We start from the raw sequence: 19,770 nt of genomic DNA, 5'->3' as shown, positions 1-19,770 counted from the left end.
GCTCTGTTAAAGATTAAGCCAAAGATTACGGTACTTTTTATCCTGGTCGTAATCATTGGCCTGTTTTTCAATATTGAAGTAGCGCTTTCCCCTGGGGTCATTGCCCACACCAGACAGGTAGGCCCAGTTGCCCCAATTGCTGCTTACATCATAATCGATCAATTGTTGCTCAAAATAAGCGGCACCATATCTCCAATCAATTTGAAGATCATTAATTAAAAAGCTGGCCACATTCTGCCTTCCGCGGTTACTCATGTAGCCCGTAAACTTGAGTTCTTTCATATTGGCATCTACAAAGTCAACACCTGTTTCGCCATTAATCCATTGCTGCAGAATCGTAAAATTGACAGCATCCGGCTTTTCACGCCGTGCTTTTATTCCATTGAATAAGAATAACTTGTTGCCGTATTTCTCCATCATCAGTTTAAAGTAATCGCGCCACAATAGCTCAAACTGAAGCCAGTAAGTGGATTCATTAGCGCCAAACGTATCTTCAAAAGCTTTCAATTCCGAATAGATATACCTGGAAGATAGGCATCCCATGGAGAGCCATGCAGAAAATTTGGTTGAAAAATCTGACCCTACCATCCCGTTTCGGGTTTCTTTATATCTTGAAATAGCCTTAGACTCTTGAAAATAGTATTTAAGTCTTTTTATTGCCTCGCTTTCTCCTCCTTTATAATTAAGAACAGCGCGGGCATCTCTTTCAACTGCAGGGAGTCCCATCTCTGCAAGAGTGGGTATATCCATACTACCCAAATCAGGGGTAGGGATATGATGTGGGATATTAAGAGCAGGTCTGATCGTTGTTTTTTTTTCTACAAGCACTCTGAACTGACTAAATATATCAGGTATCCGGTCAATAGACAGTGGCAAGTCATCAATATGATATAATGTATTGCTTGCCGACGTCATCAGGAAACAGTCGTTTTTAAGCAATGCAGATCTTACCTTATCCAGCGTCTGTAATTCCTCAAAAGCGATCTCTCTTTCAGTAAATACCTTTTTTGCGTTATATTTAAAGGCTATTTTAGGCAATTCTTCCTCCGGATTCCCTTTGACTATCTGCAGATTAGCACCTAATTCCGCCAGTCGAAATTTGAGCTCACTAAGTGATTCCAAAAGAAATTTAGCTCTAAACTTACCGATCCTTGTAAAGCCATATGGAATGGTTTTGTATATGGCTTCGTCAAAGCAATATACAGGAATCAGCTGATCGCTTTGCGCTATTGCCTCAACAAGCGCCTCGTTGTCTTCCAGCCTTAAATCGTTCTTGAACCATAAAATTGAGGTAGTCATCGCTATCAGTTTGTTTTATCTATATTACTTAACCCGAACAAACATTTTGACCACTATGTTCGTATATTCTAAAGGTTTATTACATAAGGGAAAAATAAGCTAAATAAGTGTTCATTCCAACATGTTACCTAGTTGCGATGCTCTAAACAGTACTCATTTTGCAAAGGGCACCAAATGAGGTGTATACATGATAAAAAAACAAGCATTGCAAATGGAAATTAGTAAAGTTTACTCAGATATAGATATGGACAGAATTATTGAAATGGCCTGGGAGGATAGAACTCCATTTGAGGCCATTGAAATGCAATTTGGCTTATCGGAAGAAAGTGTTAAAATTTTAATGAAGAAGCAGCTTAAATTTAGCAGCTATAGGTTGTGGCGCGACAGGGTAAGCAACTGTAAAACCAAACATTTAAAGAAGCGTTTAGACGGGATAAACAGGTTCAAATGCAATTCACAAAGAAGTATCACGCTGAATAAGATCTCTAAAAGATAAACCTAATATACAGTTAGTTTCGCTCAAATTTTGAGGCTGGTTTCCTATCCTAAATTTATTTAGGATGCGTATAGATCTGTATTTAAGCAATATTCAGGCTTTCATAGTACAACTATTCGGAAGAACAGGTATATTCGCCACAAATTATGGGTTACGCAAAAGAACGAGGAAAGCTTGAAAAGCTGGTTATAAAGGTTGCAGGTATAACTGCTTATGATGAGAAAAGTATGGCTATTCTCATTGATATTCATGAGAACTATTCGCACACCATCAGAATCTTAAAGAATAAACAACCGGATAGTTTCGGCGATTTATACAAAAACGAATTGCAGGAAATTAATCGAGCTAAAAAGGCTGTTAAAGAAGCAGATTCAGATGAAACACGTCAGAGTAACTTTGTATTATATAAAGATACACTTGTACGCGTTTTAGAAAAAACCATTCAGATTACAAAAGACATTTTATAGTAAGTGTAACTTTTTACCGCTGGTATTTAGGTTCGGCCTTTTTACTGATTTATTTTGTAGGTGACAGGTACCTAGCTGGAACCAGATTATTAAATCTTCTAATAAGAATGCAATAAAAATCCCAAATGAGTCCGGCTATAGCTAGTTGAAGTCGGACTTACAGTGGAATTTTACTAGCTTGTTTTTCCGCTCCATAGCAATCATTTTACTAATTATCCTGCCTTATTGCAATTTTAAACATATAAGCATGTTATTCAAAAGAGAATAACGGATCAGATGTGGTTTGCTATTGAAGGTTATAAAATTAAAACAAAATACTCCCTAAAGAGTGGCAGCATTAACCAATTGCTTTTTTGTCTTTTAACTGAAGTTTAAGCAAATTGTCTTTTTTAAGAAATTTAAGCCGTTTACCGGAAGATTTGAGAAATTTCAGCAGTTATTTCACGCTTTAGAATTTTTAGCGATTACTTTATGCAAATAACATAATAGTATGGCTACAATAGATAAGAAAGGAATGGTACATGGAACGGCAGGTTCGGTAATCTACCGTGAGTACCGGGGAAAAAATATCATCCAGGGAAAAGCAAAAGCATTTAAGCAAACCGAAAAAACGATCAGGAGCGCTACTGAGTTTGGACTTTCAAGTTCAGCTGCAGCAGTAATCCGGACTGCATTTGAACCGGCTTATTTTTTCAAAGATGGAACGGCTGCTTACAGGAGTACGCAGCTGGTGTACCGGTCGATATTAAATAATGTGAGTGGCGAGAAAGGGAAGAGGGATTTGCATGATGGGGATCTTTCTTTAATAAACGGAATGGACTTTAACGCAAACAGTAAACTGCATGAAGTATTGCAAATGAGCCGCTCGGTGAGTAAAAGTTCAAACGGACAAGTAAGTGTTACCCTTGGTCCCTTGAACACCAAAACAGGAATTAAAAGGCCTAAAAACCAAAGCGGGGCTTATATGAAATACCGCATAAGGCTGATGTTGGTTGCTTTTAATTTCAGGGAGGAGTATTATGAAAACCTGGGGTTCCAGGATCTGGATCTGGAAGGGTATCAAAACTTTGAAGGACAGGTGGTCACTTTTATAGAAAAAGTCCCAGAGGATTGTTTGGCTTTGGTAAGTATGTCTCTGATGTTGTACTCTACTGTAAGTCAAACCAATGAAAGTGTCTTGCTGAACAGCAAAGAGTTCAGTCCATGTGCAATTATTGGTACTTTTCAATCAGAGAAACCGTCTGGCTATCCATTTAAAGAAGTTAACTATCAGTCATCCAGCTACCCTGGCAGGGAAGAAAAGATCAAAGAGATGTTTTATAAAGGGAATCTCCTGATGTTGGGTCTTTCCTGTCGTATTGATAAACAAGCAAATAAGAGCAACAAAAAAATAAAACCAAAGATGATAATTTCAGATTTTAGCCTTAGAAAAAAGATTTCCTTCAAACAAGAATAAAGAGCTTTGAAAAACTTTTGCGCTCAAAAGCTTTTTATTTAATGGTTTTACTCCGGGATATCTTTAGCCTTAAAAATACCTGCTTTACTCATTAAAATTGAAATGAAATAAAAACGTTTTAGTTAATCAAGAAGCTTGTTTTTAGTTAATTTTTACTTTAATTTGTATTACCAATACAAAACGAATAGCGGATTAATTATTAAACTAAAAATAACCTATTATGAAATCAATCTGTACGGTAATCCTTGTGTTTATAACCCTATTTTCGGATGCTTTTTCACAGGATATTAAAGGTAATTATGCCATTAGAAATACAAAAACAGGGATGCTTTTAAGAGTAAAAGATGCTGCTTCTAAAAATGGAACGCCATTAGTTGCTTATTCTCCGCAAAACTGGAAATGTATGACCTGGAACTTTAAAAGTACAGGAGGAAATGCCTATCAGCTCGAAAATTTATTAACGCATAAAACTTTTCAACCTCAAAGTTCGGCTGCTCATGGTATATTGCTTGAAGAGCAACCTCTTCTTGCTGGAAATCCTCAACAACAGTATGAGTTTATACCAGTTAAAAAAGGAACCTTTTTGATTAAAATGAAGGGAACCGATTTATATATTACCCCATCCGACCCGCAAGGGAGTGTCAATTCTACCATTATACTGGCCAGGCGAAATACGACAGATTTACAATACTGGACTATTTATGAGCAAGCCCCAACTATGTAATTCAAACTCCTCATTCAAATGAAGTTACTAAAAAGTTCAGCTATCATCTGTCTTGGCATATTAATAAGTGCATTTGTATATCAGAATAAAAGGACTCAACAACAAGCTCCAGAAGATGGGTTCGTAATCGATACGTTGATGAAGAATCTCTTTGTTCCCTGGCAGATTGTTTTTTTGCCGGATCGAACTATGCTTTTTACAGAACGTGAGGGACGGGTTAGGGTATACCGGAATGGTAAATTGGTTGACAAACCTGCTTTTGTTGTTCCTGATATACCATTAAGGAATAAAACAGGTTTATTGGGCATGTGCATTCATCCTGAATTTGCTACTAACAAATTTGTTTACCTGGCAAATAACTACACAAGGGATAAAAGAATGAGATTGCGGGTGGTACGCTATCAGTTCAAAAACGATACGCTTATTAATCCCTTTGTTATTTTGGAAAATATTCCGGCGAATCAAAATCATACTGGTTGCAGACTCCTGTTTAGTCCGGATAAAAAGCTGTATATCACTACCGGTGATGCTGATGAGCCTGGTTTGGCTCAGGACCTAAAGACCTATAACGGGAAGATTTTGCGTTTTAATGATGATGGAACTATCCCTTTGGATAATCCTTTTCATGGTGTAGACACGGCATTACATTCTATATGGACGTATGGACATCGGAATACGCAAGGTCTGGCTTTTCAACCAGGCACTGGTTTTTTATTCAGTTCGGAACATGGGCCAACTGGTGGTGACGAGATTAACAGGATCATTAAGACTGGTAATTACGGCTGGCCGATGGTACATCATCGTGATAGCAGAGCGGGGATGATTTCTCCAATAGCGGAGTACACACCATCTATTGCACCTGGTGAAGCACTGTTTTATTCGGGAAACCGGTTTCCTCAATTACAAGGGCACTTGTTGGTGGCCTGTCTGAGAGGGGAGTCTGTCCTTGATATTCAGCTGGATATGGGGAAAGTTGTTTCCCAGGACGTACTTTTAAAAGGGCGATATGGGCGAATAAGATCTCTAGTAACTGGTCCGGATGGTTATATCTATTTTTCTACCTCACAGAATGATCCGCCGGAAGGGGTTGCTCGTCCTGAATATGATATGATCTTACGCATGCGGCCTTCTGGAAGTAGCAATTCTAAGTTATCTTCTCAGAAACTGGTCGTTAGAACTCCAATAAAAAAGCCTGCTGCAACACCCAAAATAGTGGTTTTATATCAGCAGATGTGTGGAAGTTGTCATGGGAATAATTTGCAGGGAACGGAGCGTGCTAAAGGTTTATTGGGAGCAAAACTGGTATATGGATCAACTAAGCCGGCTATTGTGCGGACGATTACAAATGGGGTCATGCTTAAGGGAATGCCAGCATGGAATGGGGCAATCAGCAAGCCTGATATCGATAAAATTGCAGACTATATTATAAGTAAAAGAAAGAGGCGTTAATATTTGATTATTTTTTCTCTTTATCCAATACCTCAAACCTTTGCTGGAGGGTATTTCCCTGGTCATCAACTAAGGTAATTACATGGAGGCCATTGGAGGGAGTGATGGCAATTTGATGGAAATCAGTCGTCGTTGTGATGAATTCGCGATCCACAGACCAGTAGATTTTGCTATCCGGATTTCGATGTGCGGCATTAAAAATTACCTTACCCCTGACGCCATCTATTTCCAGAGGAATATAAATCTTCGCATTGTTTTTGGGATAAATAAGTTCCATCGGGCGGTAGTTTTCCTGCTCATTTAAGCAAGCCGGACTGAATGGAGGGAGTGTCTGGTAGTCGCGATGCCTGATCTTGTAATAATATTCCATAGCTGGGGGTAACACAAACCAGTTGACATGCTGCATGTTTTCAGGAGATTCGCAGGCAGAACTCACCCTGTATTTTCCTGATCGGTCTAAATGAATCAGTTGATGATAGGAGCAAAGGGGCGATTTCATTGAAGCCGCTGGCATATAGGTTGTTTGGGTGTTACTGCAAAACTCACCAGCCCTGAAGCCACTTTGCCGGCATACGGTTACTTGAATCAAATCTTGGTAAGGAACTGTAAACTCGTTGTTTTTAGGTAAGAGATCGAAGATATCAAACAAGATCGGCGCAGCGGTTTGGATGCCTGTTAATTCAGGTCTGCCTTCGCCATCGGCATTACCTACCCACACACAAACTACGTAATAGGGGGTCACGCCAATGGCCCATCCATCCCGGAAACCAAAACTGGTACCTGTTTTCCATGCGATTTTTTTTGAGGAATTAAATTGTTCCCAAAGTAATTCTTCGCCAGGTCGCATTACTTCCTGCATGGCTTGAAAGGTGTAGAATAACGACCCATAGTCCATAACAGTAGAGGTGGAAAGACTCTCTTCAAGGGGCTTAGATGCGTTCATATACAGGGGTGGATGGTAATCAGATGCATTGTACTTTTCCTTATACCGGGAATAATGATTCAGCGTGCGGGCCATACTGGCATACGCACCCGAAAGTTCCCACATGGAGACCTCGCAACCTCCAAGAATCATCGATAAACCATAGTAGTCAGCAGGCTTATTTAATGATTGAATGCCAGCCTTTTTGAGGAGCTGATGAAAACGTTCGTATTTATATTGCTGCAGCATTTTTACTGCCGGGATGTTGAGCGAACGACTTAGTGCCCGCGATGCAGGTATGGCGCCGTCGTACCCAAGATCGTAGTTCTGAGGAGTGTACCCGCCAATCTGAACAGGGATATCAGGCACCAGACTATTGGGGAGAAGCAGACCATCATGCAACATACTGGCGTATAAAAGGGGCTTTAAAGTGCTTCCCGGACTTCTTAAAGCATTAATGACGTCCACGTAACTTTCCATTTCTGCATCGCCGGGATCATATACGTTACCGACATATGCAAGGGTGTTACCTGTTTCTACATCGAGAATCAGTGCGGCAGCATTATTGATGCCATTTGCCTTAAATTGTTGATGGTGACGCTTGAGGAGCGCGGTTACATTCTTTTGGAGGGCAGACTGGACGGTAGTTCTCAACCGTGTGCTTTTTAATTTAAGCGTAGGGAAATCAGACTTAAATCTATTTAACAAATGCGGTGCGTCTTGGGGTAAGGGCAGAGGTTGTTGAGACACAGGCTCTAACATGGCCAGTTGAGCGGTATTTTTATCTATCACCTGATTTTGCAGGAGCTGAGTTAAAAGTGCATTTCTTTTCTTTAAAAGTAGTGTTCTGTTTTTTCCCGGATGCACCAAGGCTGGGGAATTAGGCAATACGGCAAGCATAGCGGTTTCGGCCCAGGAGAGTTGAGCAGCATCTCTTCCGAAATAGCGCCACGAGGCGGCATCGAGACCTACTACATTCCCTCCAAAGGGTGCGTTTCCTGCATATAAAGCTAGTATTTCATTTTTTGAATAGGAAAGCTCCATCCGAAAGGCCAATACAATTTCTACGATTTTTTGCCATAGAGTTCTATTTTTATTTCTGCTCAGCCTGATTACTTGCATCGTAATCGTGCTGGCCCCACTTACTGTTCTTTTATTGCTGAGATTTAGTTTTAACGCGCGGAGCATCGCTAAAGGATCAAATCCAGGATGGTAATAAAAGCGTTTATCCTCATAAGTGGTAATACATTTTATAAATTTTTCGGGGATTGTGTCTGTGGTTGGGAAACGCCATTGTCCGTCCCTGGCGATAGAGGCGTTCAACAGTTCACCCTGATCATCTTCTATAACATAGGAGGTTGGTGTTTTGAACAGAGGAGAAGGCAGCGAAAACCAGAATAACAGCAACAGGATCGCGATGATACTAGTGAACAAGACAACCTTCATTTAACCACCTCCAGCCAGAAGCCTGTTTTAGTTGCTTGAATTTCGTTGTCATACATGGCTGCACAATTTACTGCTGGTAGATAGAACCTGCCTAAATAGGAAGCGTTTAATAACACCTGATATATCAGCGTTTCGCGTGGTTTGATGTTGAAGTAGGTGAGCACCCGGTCGTCACGGATATCTCTGTAACTGTAATTTGAACCACTGTTATTGCCGGATTGATCACTTAAACGGGTATTGATAATTTCCCAACCAGAAGGGAAGATCTGAGTGAGGGCCATTTGTTCGTAATAGCCTCTTTTACCTGGGTTGTTTATAGTGACTTCGGCGATAAAATCAGTGCCTTGTTTGATACTGACAGGGTTAATTGCTTTGCCGTTTTGTGTTTTATAGACAATGCTCATGTCCAATAGTTCAGGATGGTTTACAAGAGGTGGGTTCTGTCCTTGTGCTGCCTGCCCTTCCTGCGTAACCTTTAGGTACAAAACGTTGCTGCCATTATTGATGAGCTGTAGGGCTGACTTGCCGGATTTATAGCTCAATGGGAAGCGTTTTAAATAGGAGTTGGATGTGATGCTTTGTTTAGTTCCATTGATACTGTAGCTGAAGTTCATTTTTGTGCCGTCCTTGTTTATACCGCAATATTTTGAGATGGCAATTAAAGAGTAAGCAGTGGTTTGAGTGCTGTACCATTGATCTTTAGACAGCATATTGGCTATTCTATTGACTAATACTGCCGCTTGCTTTCTTTTTCCAAGTTCGGTAAGTGTTTCTAAAATCATGGCTTCGTCTCTTAGGTCAGAGCCATATGTGTAACTCATCTGCTGATAGGGCTTAATGTCAGTGCTTAAGTTTTTGATTAATGAAAGAGCGATATCGGTCTGACCAATAAGTTTATATGCTGCTGCTAATCGCCATTTGGCGGCATCAGATAAATAACTGAATTCACGAAGACGGTTCATTGCTCCGACTTCCGGACTCTTAGCAAAAGCAAGGAGATACAAGCGATAGGCTTGAATCAGGTCGCCACCATAGAAGTTACTGCTGGAAGGAGCATAGGCATTGGCTTTGTTCTTTTGATAGCGTTTCCATGAATCCCATAGACCGGCAGGCAGACTATATCCTTTACGTTGCGCTTCCAACAGGAAGTGGCCTGTGTAATTGGTACCCCATTCATCGGCATCCTGGTTTCCTGGCCAGTAAGCCATACCACCATCCTGCGTTTGGAAGGATTGTAATCTGTTCAATACGTTTTTTATGTTTCTTTCTATAGCAGCCTTTTGTTGCATCGATACATCGGTGAGCTGGTTCAACACCAATTGAGGGAATATACCTGATACCACTTGTTCGACACAACCATGCGGGTACTGAATCAGGTAATTTAACCTTTTGCTTAGATTCATCGCCGGAATAGTAGAAACTTCAAGCATGCCACTTGTTGAGCCTGCAATACCAATCGGGCTAAAGGTCTGAGAGTAGGATTTTTTAGGCTCCAGTTGGGTTCCTGTGACTACTGTCAGATAAGGGTTAGGGTTTCTGATATCCATTTCGACGTCATACTCCGCTTTTTCATTTCCACTGGTAGCGATAATTTTTATTTTAGCAATACCTGTAGCTTGTTTCACTGCGAGCGTAGCATAAGCCATCTTTTCTCCCAGGGCGGTAAAGCTAATTACCTGGCTGCTGGAGCTAGTGCTTAATAGATTGCTGGTTTTAATTTCAAGTTTTACATTTTTAATTTGTTTCTCCATGGCGAATACCGTGATGGGTAATTTGAAGGTTTCACCCGGTCCGGCTACCCGAGGCAGCGTGGCTAAGATCATCAATGGTTTTTTCACTTGGATCTGCTTTTCAGCGAAGCCATAGGCACCATCTTTTCCGGCAACGACCATGGCTCTTACCGCGCCGATATATTGAGGGAGCTTAAAGCGATGGGTTGTTTTTTCGCCTGCTTTTAAATAGAAGGGACCCATAAATTTGACAACTGGTTTAAACCGATTGGCTTTTGCGGGATTAACATTCCGGTTGATGCTGGCATCTCCTCCGATACTTAAAATTCGTACCAGGTCGCCTCCCCAGGCACCTATCACATTATCAAAGAGATCCCATGTTTTTACACCTAATGCTTCCCTTGCATAAAAGCTCGTATGGGGGTTAGGTGTATTGAACTTGGTGAGTGCCAGGAGACCTTCGTCAACAATAGCAATCGTATAGGTCATCGGTCTTCCAGTCTGCTCGGATACCGTTAAACTGCTGTTTGTTTCCGGCCGTATGACTGCTGCCGAACTGATTACGGGCTTCAGGATGGTTTTAGGATCTTCCACCAGGATAGGGATCACGCCATACATCCGGATAGGAAGGTCATTTATGGTTTGGGAGTGTGGCTGCAATAAGGTGACGTTCAGAAACACATTGGGCGCCATATTCTTTTCTACTTTAAAAGAGAATTTAGTTTGGCCTTTCTGGGTCTCGATCCACCAGGTTTTCAATACTTTACTGCCACTTTCTACACTTATTAATCCTCTGCCGCCTTTACTGCTTGGGATAGTTAACTCTACATTTTCGCCTACTTTGAAAGTTTCTTTGTTTGCGGTAAAGGAAAGCATGGAGGCTTCGGTAGGGTTGTTCTGCTGCTCCCTTTGGGCCCAACCGGGCCAGTCTACATAAAGGGTTTGTCCTGATGTATGTCCGCTTTTAAGATCTTTAACGCGGATCAGATAGCGGCCCCATTCCGGGTAGTTGATCCGGAAGTTCCATTTTCCTTTGCCATTTTTAAGGGTAATAATTTCTTTTTTCAGGAGCTGGTTTACCTTGTTCTGACTGAAATTACTCAGGTTTTCTTCCCCTTCATCCCACCACCAGCGCCATTGAATTTTATACAACTGGATTTCTACTTGTTGGGTTCCATTTAGGACTTTACCTTCAGTATTCACATTGATGATGTCGATCGGATGATTGTGGTCAGTAAGCAGCATGTCGCTTAACTGTGCCCCTTGAGGTGCCCGGATTCCAGTGTAGGAATTGTAAATATGATAGGGCATTTCGAAGTTGTCAATACTGAAATTACCCCCGGGTTCAAACACTTTGGTGATAAAATTAGCACGTAATACCCCTGGCGCACTTTCTGTGGAGCTTAGGTTGGCCTTTACAACTGCAACGCCATTATCGTTGAGTTTGCCATCAAAGATGGTGGTGCTTTCTGATTCAAAAGCGTTGGTAGGGTCATCGAAGGTATAGGGTTTAAAGCCTTTAAAAGTGGTTTTAGCGGGACTTAGCGTCACGTCTACTTTTGCTTTCAGATTTCTGGCTATCGATCCAAAGAGCCAATTGACAGTTAGCTTACCGGGATTGTCCCGACCTTTAACCAAGGTGCTGGTGGATGCAAAATTAAGATCGATTTTTAAGCGGTTAGGCATGATGGTTTCAATCTTTACCGCCTTAGTAAAAGTTGATCCACCTACTTTTACCTTTGCCAGCCAGTTGCCGGTAGGGGCTCCGGTGTTGGTGTTTACTTTAAAGGTGTAGAAATCAAGGGTTCCCTTGGTTTGTATCAACTTTTTGTTTAACTGACCCTGGGGTGTATACAATTCGAAGATGATGGGCAGCCCCTCAGGTAGTTTCTTGTCTTTGTCTTCGAGAATGAAACTGAGATAAATAGAATCACCGGGTCTCCAAACGCCTCTTTCACCATAAATGAATCCTTTTATACCATTTTGAATGATATCGCCGCTTACATTAAAGCGGCTTAATGGGAGCGAAGAGCCATCATCCAATTTTAAGTATCCGCGTTGTTTATCTTTTTTAGCCAACAGCAGAAAGGGTTTTCTTTTTAGCTGGAACACGGCAATTCCATCGTTATTCGTGGTTGCTGTTTGAATGAGCTGGTTTTGGTAATCAAGAAGTTTGATTTCTACGCCTTGCATCGGTTCAGTGGTCAGAATATCCGTACTGAAAACGGTGACGGTATTGTCACTGCCTCTCTTGGTTATAATGCCGATGTTGGAGGCTATGACGTTTCGGGATACCCACCTGTTCTGGTTGAAATAAGAATTTGAACAAGGGTCATCTTTCTCATCCCAATTATATCCGAAAGGATAATAGTCGTTATAGCGTTGCCAGAATTCATCGTCCTCGTCAATCTTTTCACCGTAATCATAGCTGTCGGCTGGGTTTTCCTCCTCTGTTTGATCGGTACATGTGAAGAGGGAATATGATTTTCTGAAGCCTATTGTAATCCGGTAAATTGCTCCTGGTTCGGTTTTAATCAGCTTGTCGATATCGAGAGCGAAACGATTTTTCTTTTTTAGGTTCAGGGTTTTGTCTTCATCCAGACGAATTGTTTTTTGTACGAGTGGTTTACCTACACGTCTTAAATCCTGACTTCCATCTGTCGCATTATTGACCTGCAGAAACTGTGGGATGTTGTTTTCATAGATCTTAATGATGGTTACATCGACTGCCTTCAGGTTGATTGCTTCAAAAGGATAACTGAGTTTACCGGAGTCGGGAATAATCATTCCCTTTCCGGGAATGGTTACGGCAGGTTCAATATTCTCGAAATTGACATTGCCTTTGAGGGTGGTTTTTAACTTCTGACTGGCTATGTTTTGAATGCCTGCATTGATGGAAACGGTATAATTTCCATTCAATCTGTCTGGGGAATACACCTTGATTTCACTTCCTTCAATGGTAAATTGCGGATCGGTGATGTTGCTGATCGTAATTAGCCCATTTAAATCCTGGCCAATCATAACCGGGTTGGACAGTTGTATTAAAACGTATTGTTCATCTTTTTGTACTGATTTGAGATCTAATACCTTGAAAACACCTTTTGCTGGAACTTCCAGTTCTTTATCACCCTTAATATTTGAATGGATGGGATCGCCATTCCAAGTTAATTTTAAGGCCTGACTAGCTTGTCCCATCCCGATGCTGTCGATAGTAAACCTGGAGGTATGCATTTCCGGGTGATGCTCCCATTTGATGCGCTTACTATTACCTGCGTAGGTGGCAAGAAGTAATTTTTCTATAGCTATCGTTTCTTCCTGATCTGATGTGAGAATTGTTCCTGTACATTTTAAATATTCAAGAGAGGAGCTGTTTATGGATTTAAGCCCGTCCAATTCAATTTTAAATGAGGGTTTAGTGATTTCAAAGCTGAAAATAAAGGTTTCAAGCGGCTCTTTTACTTCTGTAAGTTTTCCTAAATGAAAGGAGGCCTGATACGTTTCGCCCGGTTTAAGCTGTTCGTCGGGTTTGAATTCGATAGTGCTTTCATCAAGCCAATAGGCTTTACCTTTTATAGCCGGATTGAAATCAAGAATGCCGTCATCTAAGGGTTCATTGATACGATGCAGCGTGCTTACTTGACCTGTTAGATGGATCTTTATTTTATCACTTTTTGAGATGACTCCCGAGGTATAAGATTCAATATATGCAGCAAACTCCGGATTGTTTTCATTAGAGGGATGGGGTTTTAAGAAAAGATAAGTTGCAAATGCCAGAATAATTAGGCCCAATGCAATTATAATCGTAATTATATTCTTTTTGGAATAAAATGTATTTGCCATCTACGTGTGGTTAATATTTAGGAAAATTAATCAAACGGATTGTTTTTCAAGCTATATATAATCTATTTTTTATTGCAATATATAGCGTTAGATGGGGTAAGATAGTCAGTGGATTTCTATTTGAAAGTCAGCGTTAGCTTATCAATCTTTTCTTGTGGAACTTCTGTTACATTTAAAATTAGGAAGCCATCAAGGCAATCGGAGAACTTAGGGTCGATATTAAAACCAATAAAATTTGCTTGAAGTGCGAGATATTGCCTCAATAGCACTGGAATCTTGATGTGACTGGTTTCGAGTTCAGAAATAAGGCTGTTCAAGTCTTTCAATGAATCGCAGTTATCCAAAAGCAAGTTTTGGTTTAATTTGGAAAAATTAACCTGGAAATGATTATTGGGTTTGACGTATTTTGCCAGTTCATGATCAAAGTGATGTTTTTTGATATACTCTACCATGAGTGACTTGGAGAATCGCGAGTATCTGTTACTGATGCTAACTGGCCCGATAAGGTACTTGTACCTGGTATCCGTTTGCAAATATTTTAGTATTCCTTTCCAGAGCAAATACAGAGGCAGAGGTTTTTGCTGGTATTCCCTTCTGATCCATGATCTGCCAAGCTCCAGACTTTCTTTAAGAATAGGGAAGAACTCTTTTTTGATTTTAAACAGTTCAGCAGTATAAAATCCCTTTTTCCCCATGCTATAGAAGATTTCGTCGCCTTTTCCAATGCGATAGGCACCTACAAGCTGTTTGTTTACATGATCCCAAATGAAGAGGTGGTAATAGTATATATCAAATTTGTCAAGGTCAATCGGTTTATTACTTCCTTCGCCAACTTCCCTGAAGGTGGTTTCCCTAAGGCGACCAATTTCTTTCAGGAGGTTCGGAATCTCTGCAGAAGAAGCCATGTAAACGGCATAGTTTTTCTCTTTGCAAATTAGTAAATGGTTCAGATTAGCCACTTCCTTTTCGAGTACGCCGGAAGCGATTTGCTCTACGATTGGTTGAGATTTAGTTCTAATCTTGAAAATATTTCCCGGGTTTAAAATCTTTCTTTCATTAGCCAGTCCGGCCCCTAAAGCATACGTTTTAACTCTTAGGTAGTTTAAAAGTTCTGTGTTATTATCCCGGCCAGGGATTTGGTCCAGGGTAACAGGTTTTCCAATTCTAATGCGCAGGACATGCCCCTTTTTATTAAATAGTTCAGAAGGGAGTTTTGCCGTTTGAAGCATTGGATGGATATATTTAAGCAGACTGAACAGGATACCATTATTGCCATGAAAATAAACAGGAAGCACTGGTACATTTGCCTTGCTTATAATTTTCCCTACAACGGGATGCCACTTACGATCGATAATCTGCTGTTTTCCGGGTGCATAACCCGAAACTTCACCTGCTGGAAATATCGCTACAGGTGTTCCATGCCTCAATAATTGAAGGGTGCTTTTCAGACCAGTGATACTTGATTTGTCTTTAATTTTTTCAAATGGATTCACAGGTATAATATAATCCGCAAGATTTGGAATTTTTTTGAGCAGGAAGTTTCCCATAAACTTAGTTTCGGGACGTTGGGTGACCAATATTTGAAGTAATGCAAGTGCCTCAATGGCTCCATAAGGATGGTTTGCGATAGCTATGAAGGCTCCATCTTGGGGAATGTTAGCCAGGTCAGCTTCATCAACCTCAAGTGTTATTCCGAGAATGTGAAGTAAATGTGCAGCAAACTCAGGTCCTTGCAATGATTCAGCTTGTTCTATTATTTCATTTAGATCGTTGATCTTCATGATCTTCATCAGTAATAAATCGAGTCCAGGCATCGGTATCTTGCTTATTCCTGCTGTCTTTGAAAAATCTTCCTTAGATACTACTGCCATATCTGGCAAGTTAGTACAGAGAGATATCTTTATTAAGAGTTTAAAATGATTTCTATGTTAACAATGATGAGTTCAAAAATTCCTTAATCTTGGAGAATAAGGGTATAGATTGACCATGGATTCTTAGCTGCGTTCTTGGCAATATCGGCTGAATGGCATGGGATGCATAAGAGATACCTAATTTTACATTGTGGATTTTTCTTCAATAGTCAGATGAAGATACATCTACTCGTTGGATTGCTTTGTAAAGCAGTAGACGAAGATAATTCTATACCTAACTTGCTGTTTTAAATCATCAACGTTCCTGATATCAAGGTTACTGCATGTCCTGACAGCAGAACCCGGTCGCCCTTAAGTTCTAGTTTCATTTCCCCACCTCTTTCTGATGCCTGATAAGCAAAGAATTCAGTCTTATTCAGTTGTTGCGCATAGTAAGGCGCTAAACTGCAATGGGAAGATCCTGTTACGGGGTCTTCATCTACGCCAACCGAAGGGCCAAATGTTCTTGATACGAAGTCATAGGGAATGGATGGCCCACCTTTGCTAGTAATGATTACCATTTCATGGTGCCTCAATACATTGAAGTCTGGTTTAGCGTTTACAACTTCTTCAGGAGTCTGTAATTCGATGATGTAGCGGTCAGAATAAGCGGTACGAATGGGTTGAACATGCAATGCCGCTAATACTTCTTCAGGTACCTCAACTGGTCTGTTTTCTTGAGCAGGAAGATCAATTTCAATCCACTCACCTTTCTTTTTTGCTATAAGTAAACCACTTAGTGTATGATAACGTGCAGTTTCGTTTGTTTGAAGAATTCCTTCCTGCCAAAGAATATGAGAAGTGGCTAAAGTAGCGTGTCCGCATAAGTGTACCTCGACAGTAGGGGTAAACCAACGCAGGTTGAATCCATCTGCACTCTTTTGAACAAAAGCTGTTTCAGCAAGGTTGTTTTCCGCTGCAATCTGGAGCATCGTTGCTGTACTTAATTCTTCTTCAAGTATGCAAATTGCTGCTGGATTTCCTTTGAATGGCTGATTCGTAAATGCATCAACCTGGTAAAACTTAATATTTTTCAAGGGCTTATTTATTTATTTAAATTTTCAGTATCTATAACCAGTCGTTTGAATCTGAAATAAATGAAACAATAGGGTTAATACTCTCGATTTTAAAAATTAGAATGTTATCCTGTTGTACGATATTAACAATGTAGTTCAATTATAAATAAAATTATACGGTTCTGCAATATGGGATTCAGAAAAGGAATATACAGTTTAATTTGTCTAAGCAAACGCGTAACTGTTTAGATATAGTTTGTAAATTCACTCTAAGGAATTATTCGTTAATGGAATTGTCTTTAACAAGTGTAATTCGAGACAAACCGTTAGTAACTGGGAGGAGTGTGCGTTATGTCCTTTGATCCCCATGCATAAAGATGCGATTTAAGAAAATTTAAAAGCAAAACATCCTGAAAGAATGAGTTACTTCTCTAGGATGCTTTTTGCTTTTAAATACGGTATGCAGAAAAACTCTACAATTACTTATCTACTGGTTTTTGCTGTTTATTCATATTGCGGAATAGGGCTATGGTTTCAAGACAACTTTTACGCAATCGTCTTCCTTTTCATCAAAGATCTTATACGCATGCGCTACATCACTTAATGGAAGGCTGTGTGTAATAATATCATCCAGAACAACCTTTTCCTCTTTAACTAAATCGATCAGGTGGTCTATGTAGTTCAGTACTGGTGCTTGCCCCTGCTTGATAGTCAAGCCTTTATCAAACATCCGATGAACAGGGAAATTATCGAAAGGACTTCCGTAAACTCCAACTATAGAAACCGTACCACTTCTTCTGACGGCTTTAAAGCAAAGGTCTATAACTTTGATACTTCCTTTTTCAAAATTAACTGTTGCTTTAACCTTATCCATAAAGGAGCGTTCAGGTTCAAACCCGACAGCATCCACACAAACGTCAGCTCCTCTGCCTCCGGTCATCGCTCTGATGGCTTCAACAACGTCTACTTTATTTGGATTTATCGTGTCAACTTTATTCACTTCTTTTGCCTTTTCCAAACGGTAATCCAATGGATCTATCGCAATTACCCTGCTGGCGCCATTGATCCATGCTGCTTTTTGTGCCATAAGGCCAACCGGACCAGAGCCAAAAATAGCAACCACTTCTCCGCCTTTGAGCTGTGCCCAATCAATTGCAGACCAGCCTGTAGGGAAAATATCAGTTAAAAACAAAGCTTGCTCATCGGTAATATTGTCCGGAATAATTCTTGGACTAATATCAGCATAAGGGACTCTAACGTATTCAGCTTGTCCGCCTGAATATCCACCGTAAAGGTCTGTATAGCCGAATAATGCTGCGCCTTTTTGATCCGCCACGTCGCCATTGGGCCCATAATGTTCGTAGTTGGAGTTTTCGCAATGTGGAGAAGCGCCATGACTACAAAAGAAACAGTGTCCGCATGCAATGGGGAAGGGAACAATCACCCGGTCGCCACGTTTCAAATTCTTAACTGAAGGGCCAACTTCTTCAACAATTCCCATGAACTCATGCCCTATGATCATATCCGTAGGTTGGGGTACTGCACCACTAAAGATGTGAAGGTCTGATCCGCAAATAGCGGTTGAGGTAACCCGTAAAATTACGTCCCCTCCTTGTTCGATACGTGGGTCTTCCACGGTATCATAACTGATATCACCTGGTTTGTGAAATACTGCTGCTTTCATAGATAGTATGTTTATTAATAGTATAGTAGATGCTGGGAATAACACTACCACACTTTAATAAGTTTTAAAGATCTTCAAATAACATTGCTGGTCACAGCACGTATTTTTGTATTCTTTTTGATGAGTTCACTTACCCGGTACATCAGAATGATGCTGAGAATAGAGATGACAACAATGACATAACCTACGGTATCATAATGTTCAAGCGGACTTGCTTTATCTTTTTGAACTACAATCATTCCTGCAATTGCAGCGGCAACACCACCAGCAATTTGTTGTAAAGAGGAGTTAATGCTCATAAAAGAACCACGATCGTATGTTTCGGGAACAGCACTTGTTAAAGCGGATGAAGGGACCATCCTGCTCATAATGCCCATCATCATCAGGATATTAAAGATGATGACGACCCAGAAAGAGGTTACCCCCAGATTGGTATACAGCACACACATAATCATCATCCAAACTGAAGCAAAGGCAAAAATTTTAAACTTGTCTAAACTGTCGCTTAGCTTACCAACAATAGGCATAATAATTAGTGAACTTACTCCGGCTACCATAAATAAGATCGGCAGCTGATCCATAGAAACCTTTAAATTATTGATTGCAAAGGCACTGCTAAAAGGCATCATCATAAACCCTCCAATGGACAATAATGCCGTAGCTGAAAAGCCTATCCGATAGTCTTTTTTGGCTAGTGTATGCCATAGGTGCAGAAAAGCGGATTTGTCGTGCTGAGCAGCAAGATGTTTGGTAACTGGTCTTAGTTTTATCATGATGCAAACTACGGTCATTATGGCAATAGCGGCTACCATTAAAAAGGGAGCTTCCCAACCCCAATAATTGGCAATATATAAGCTAATAGGGATGCCCAATACTTGACTGGCTCCAAAACCCATTTGAATAAAGCCCATTACTCGTCCCCGCTGTTGCAAAACAAACAGATCGGTGATGATGGCCATTGAAATGGAGCCGATCACTCCGCCAAATAATCCTGTGATGATCCTTGCAACGATTAATGCGACGTAAGAATGGGCTAATCCGCAGAATATAGTCCCAATTATAAATCCTATATAGAAAAATACCAATAACTTTTTCCGGTCAAAACGATCTGCGAATCCAGCAGTAAGCAATCCTGAAATACCTGCACTAAAAGCATAGGCCGATACCGCCAGTCCAAAGGAGGATGGTTGTAAACTCAATGATTTCATCAACATGTCACCCAATGGCGACATGACCATAAAGTCGAGAATGACTGTAAATTGAGTGAGGGCAAGAATGAAAATTGCAAATTTCTGGTATCCTGTAAAAGGTAGGGTATCTTCTTTGATCAT

At 40.5% G+C, this 19,770-nt stretch carries 12 protein-coding genes; 5 read left to right on the top strand and 7 right to left on the bottom strand.

Going from position 1 to position 19,770, the window contains the following annotated elements; all coding sequences use genetic code 11:
- Positions 1-6 precede the first annotated feature (6 nt).
- Positions 7-1,299 carry a DASH family cryptochrome gene (locus BFL47_RS08970; RefSeq protein ID WP_069659449.1) on the bottom strand — a complete coding sequence of 431 codons (1,293 nt, stop codon included), beginning with the start codon at positions 1,297-1,299 and terminating at the stop codon, positions 7-9.
- A gap of 211 nt (positions 1,300-1,510) precedes the next feature.
- On the opposite strand from BFL47_RS08970, the gene BFL47_RS08965 reads away from it, so the two are divergent.
- From BFL47_RS08965 to BFL47_RS08945, 5 genes are all read left to right on the top strand, one after another.
- Complete coding sequence (locus BFL47_RS08965) at positions 1,511-1,795, top strand: TIGR03643 family protein (RefSeq protein WP_069659473.1); 285 nt, start codon at positions 1,511-1,513, stop codon at positions 1,793-1,795.
- A gap of 146 nt (positions 1,796-1,941) precedes the next feature.
- Complete coding sequence (locus tag BFL47_RS08960; RefSeq protein ID WP_069659448.1) at positions 1,942-2,262, top strand: hypothetical protein; 321 nt, start codon at positions 1,942-1,944, stop codon at positions 2,260-2,262.
- 490 nt (positions 2,263-2,752) lie between these two features.
- Positions 2,753-3,718: a hypothetical protein gene (locus BFL47_RS08955; protein ID WP_069659447.1), complete on the top strand. Its 966-nt coding sequence runs from the start codon at positions 2,753-2,755 to the stop codon at positions 3,716-3,718.
- Between the two features lie 220 nt (positions 3,719-3,938).
- Positions 3,939-4,442, top strand: coding sequence for an RICIN domain-containing protein (locus BFL47_RS08950; protein WP_069659446.1), 504 nt, complete (start codon positions 3,939-3,941; stop codon positions 4,440-4,442).
- A gap of 18 nt (positions 4,443-4,460) precedes the next feature.
- Positions 4,461-5,891, top strand: a complete 1,431-nt coding sequence (locus BFL47_RS08945) for a PQQ-dependent sugar dehydrogenase (RefSeq protein ID WP_069659445.1) — start codon at positions 4,461-4,463, stop codon at positions 5,889-5,891.
- 7 nt (positions 5,892-5,898) lie between these two features.
- On the opposite strand, the gene pbpC is transcribed toward BFL47_RS08945, so the two are convergent.
- From pbpC to BFL47_RS08915, 6 genes are all read right to left on the bottom strand, one after another.
- On the bottom strand, positions 5,899-8,247 hold the full coding sequence (gene pbpC, locus BFL47_RS08940; protein WP_245681333.1) for a penicillin-binding protein 1C: 2,349 nt from the start codon (positions 8,245-8,247) through the stop codon (positions 5,899-5,901).
- Positions 8,248-8,255: 8 nt separating this feature from the next.
- Complete coding sequence (locus BFL47_RS08935) at positions 8,256-13,829, bottom strand: alpha-2-macroglobulin family protein (RefSeq protein WP_069659443.1); 5,574 nt, start codon at positions 13,827-13,829, stop codon at positions 8,256-8,258.
- Between the two features lie 116 nt (positions 13,830-13,945).
- Positions 13,946-15,700, bottom strand: a complete 1,755-nt coding sequence (locus BFL47_RS08930; RefSeq protein WP_069659442.1) for a lysophospholipid acyltransferase family protein — start codon at positions 15,698-15,700, stop codon at positions 13,946-13,948.
- Positions 15,701-15,987: 287 nt separating this feature from the next.
- Positions 15,988-16,776: a PhzF family phenazine biosynthesis protein gene (locus tag BFL47_RS08925; protein WP_069659441.1), complete on the bottom strand. Its 789-nt coding sequence runs from the start codon at positions 16,774-16,776 to the stop codon at positions 15,988-15,990.
- Positions 16,777-17,281: 505 nt separating this feature from the next.
- Positions 17,282-18,439, bottom strand: coding sequence for a zinc-dependent alcohol dehydrogenase (locus BFL47_RS08920; RefSeq protein ID WP_069659440.1), 1,158 nt, complete (start codon positions 18,437-18,439; stop codon positions 17,282-17,284).
- Positions 18,440-18,513: 74 nt separating this feature from the next.
- A complete protein-coding gene (locus BFL47_RS08915; RefSeq protein ID WP_069659439.1) occupies positions 18,514-19,770 on the bottom strand; it encodes an MFS transporter in 1,257 nt (418 codons plus the stop codon).

This window comes from Arcticibacter eurypsychrophilus (genome assembly GCF_001730525.1).
In the GTDB taxonomy this organism is placed as follows: domain Bacteria; phylum Bacteroidota; class Bacteroidia; order Sphingobacteriales; family Sphingobacteriaceae; genus Arcticibacter; species Arcticibacter eurypsychrophilus.
Note: the sequence above shows the minus strand (reverse complement) of the source record. Positions and strands in the feature narration are given on the sequence as shown.

Excerpts from the sequence above, each read along its gene's own strand:
- BFL47_RS08920 (WP_069659440.1), bottom strand. The coding sequence starts at position 18,439 with ATGAAAGCAGCAGTATTTCACAAACCAGGTGATATCAGTTATGATACC.
- BFL47_RS08960 (WP_069659448.1), top strand. The coding sequence starts at position 1,942 with ATGGGTTACGCAAAAGAACGAGGAAAGCTTGAAAAGCTGGTTATAAAG.
- BFL47_RS08950 (WP_069659446.1), top strand. The coding sequence starts at position 3,939 with ATGAAATCAATCTGTACGGTAATCCTTGTGTTTATAACCCTATTTTCG.
- BFL47_RS08915 (WP_069659439.1), bottom strand. The coding sequence starts at position 19,770 with ATGATCAAAGAAGATACCCTACCTTTTACAGGATACCAGAAATTTGCA.
- BFL47_RS08930 (WP_069659442.1), bottom strand. The coding sequence starts at position 15,700 with ATGGCAGTAGTATCTAAGGAAGATTTTTCAAAGACAGCAGGAATAAGC.
- BFL47_RS08955 (WP_069659447.1), top strand. The coding sequence starts at position 2,753 with ATGGCTACAATAGATAAGAAAGGAATGGTACATGGAACGGCAGGTTCG.
- BFL47_RS08935 (WP_069659443.1), bottom strand. The coding sequence starts at position 13,829 with ATGGCAAATACATTTTATTCCAAAAAGAATATAATTACGATTATAATT.
- BFL47_RS08945 (WP_069659445.1), top strand. The coding sequence starts at position 4,461 with ATGAAGTTACTAAAAAGTTCAGCTATCATCTGTCTTGGCATATTAATA.
- BFL47_RS08965 (WP_069659473.1), top strand. The coding sequence starts at position 1,511 with ATGGAAATTAGTAAAGTTTACTCAGATATAGATATGGACAGAATTATT.
- BFL47_RS08970 (WP_069659449.1), bottom strand. The coding sequence starts at position 1,299 with ATGACTACCTCAATTTTATGGTTCAAGAACGATTTAAGGCTGGAAGAC.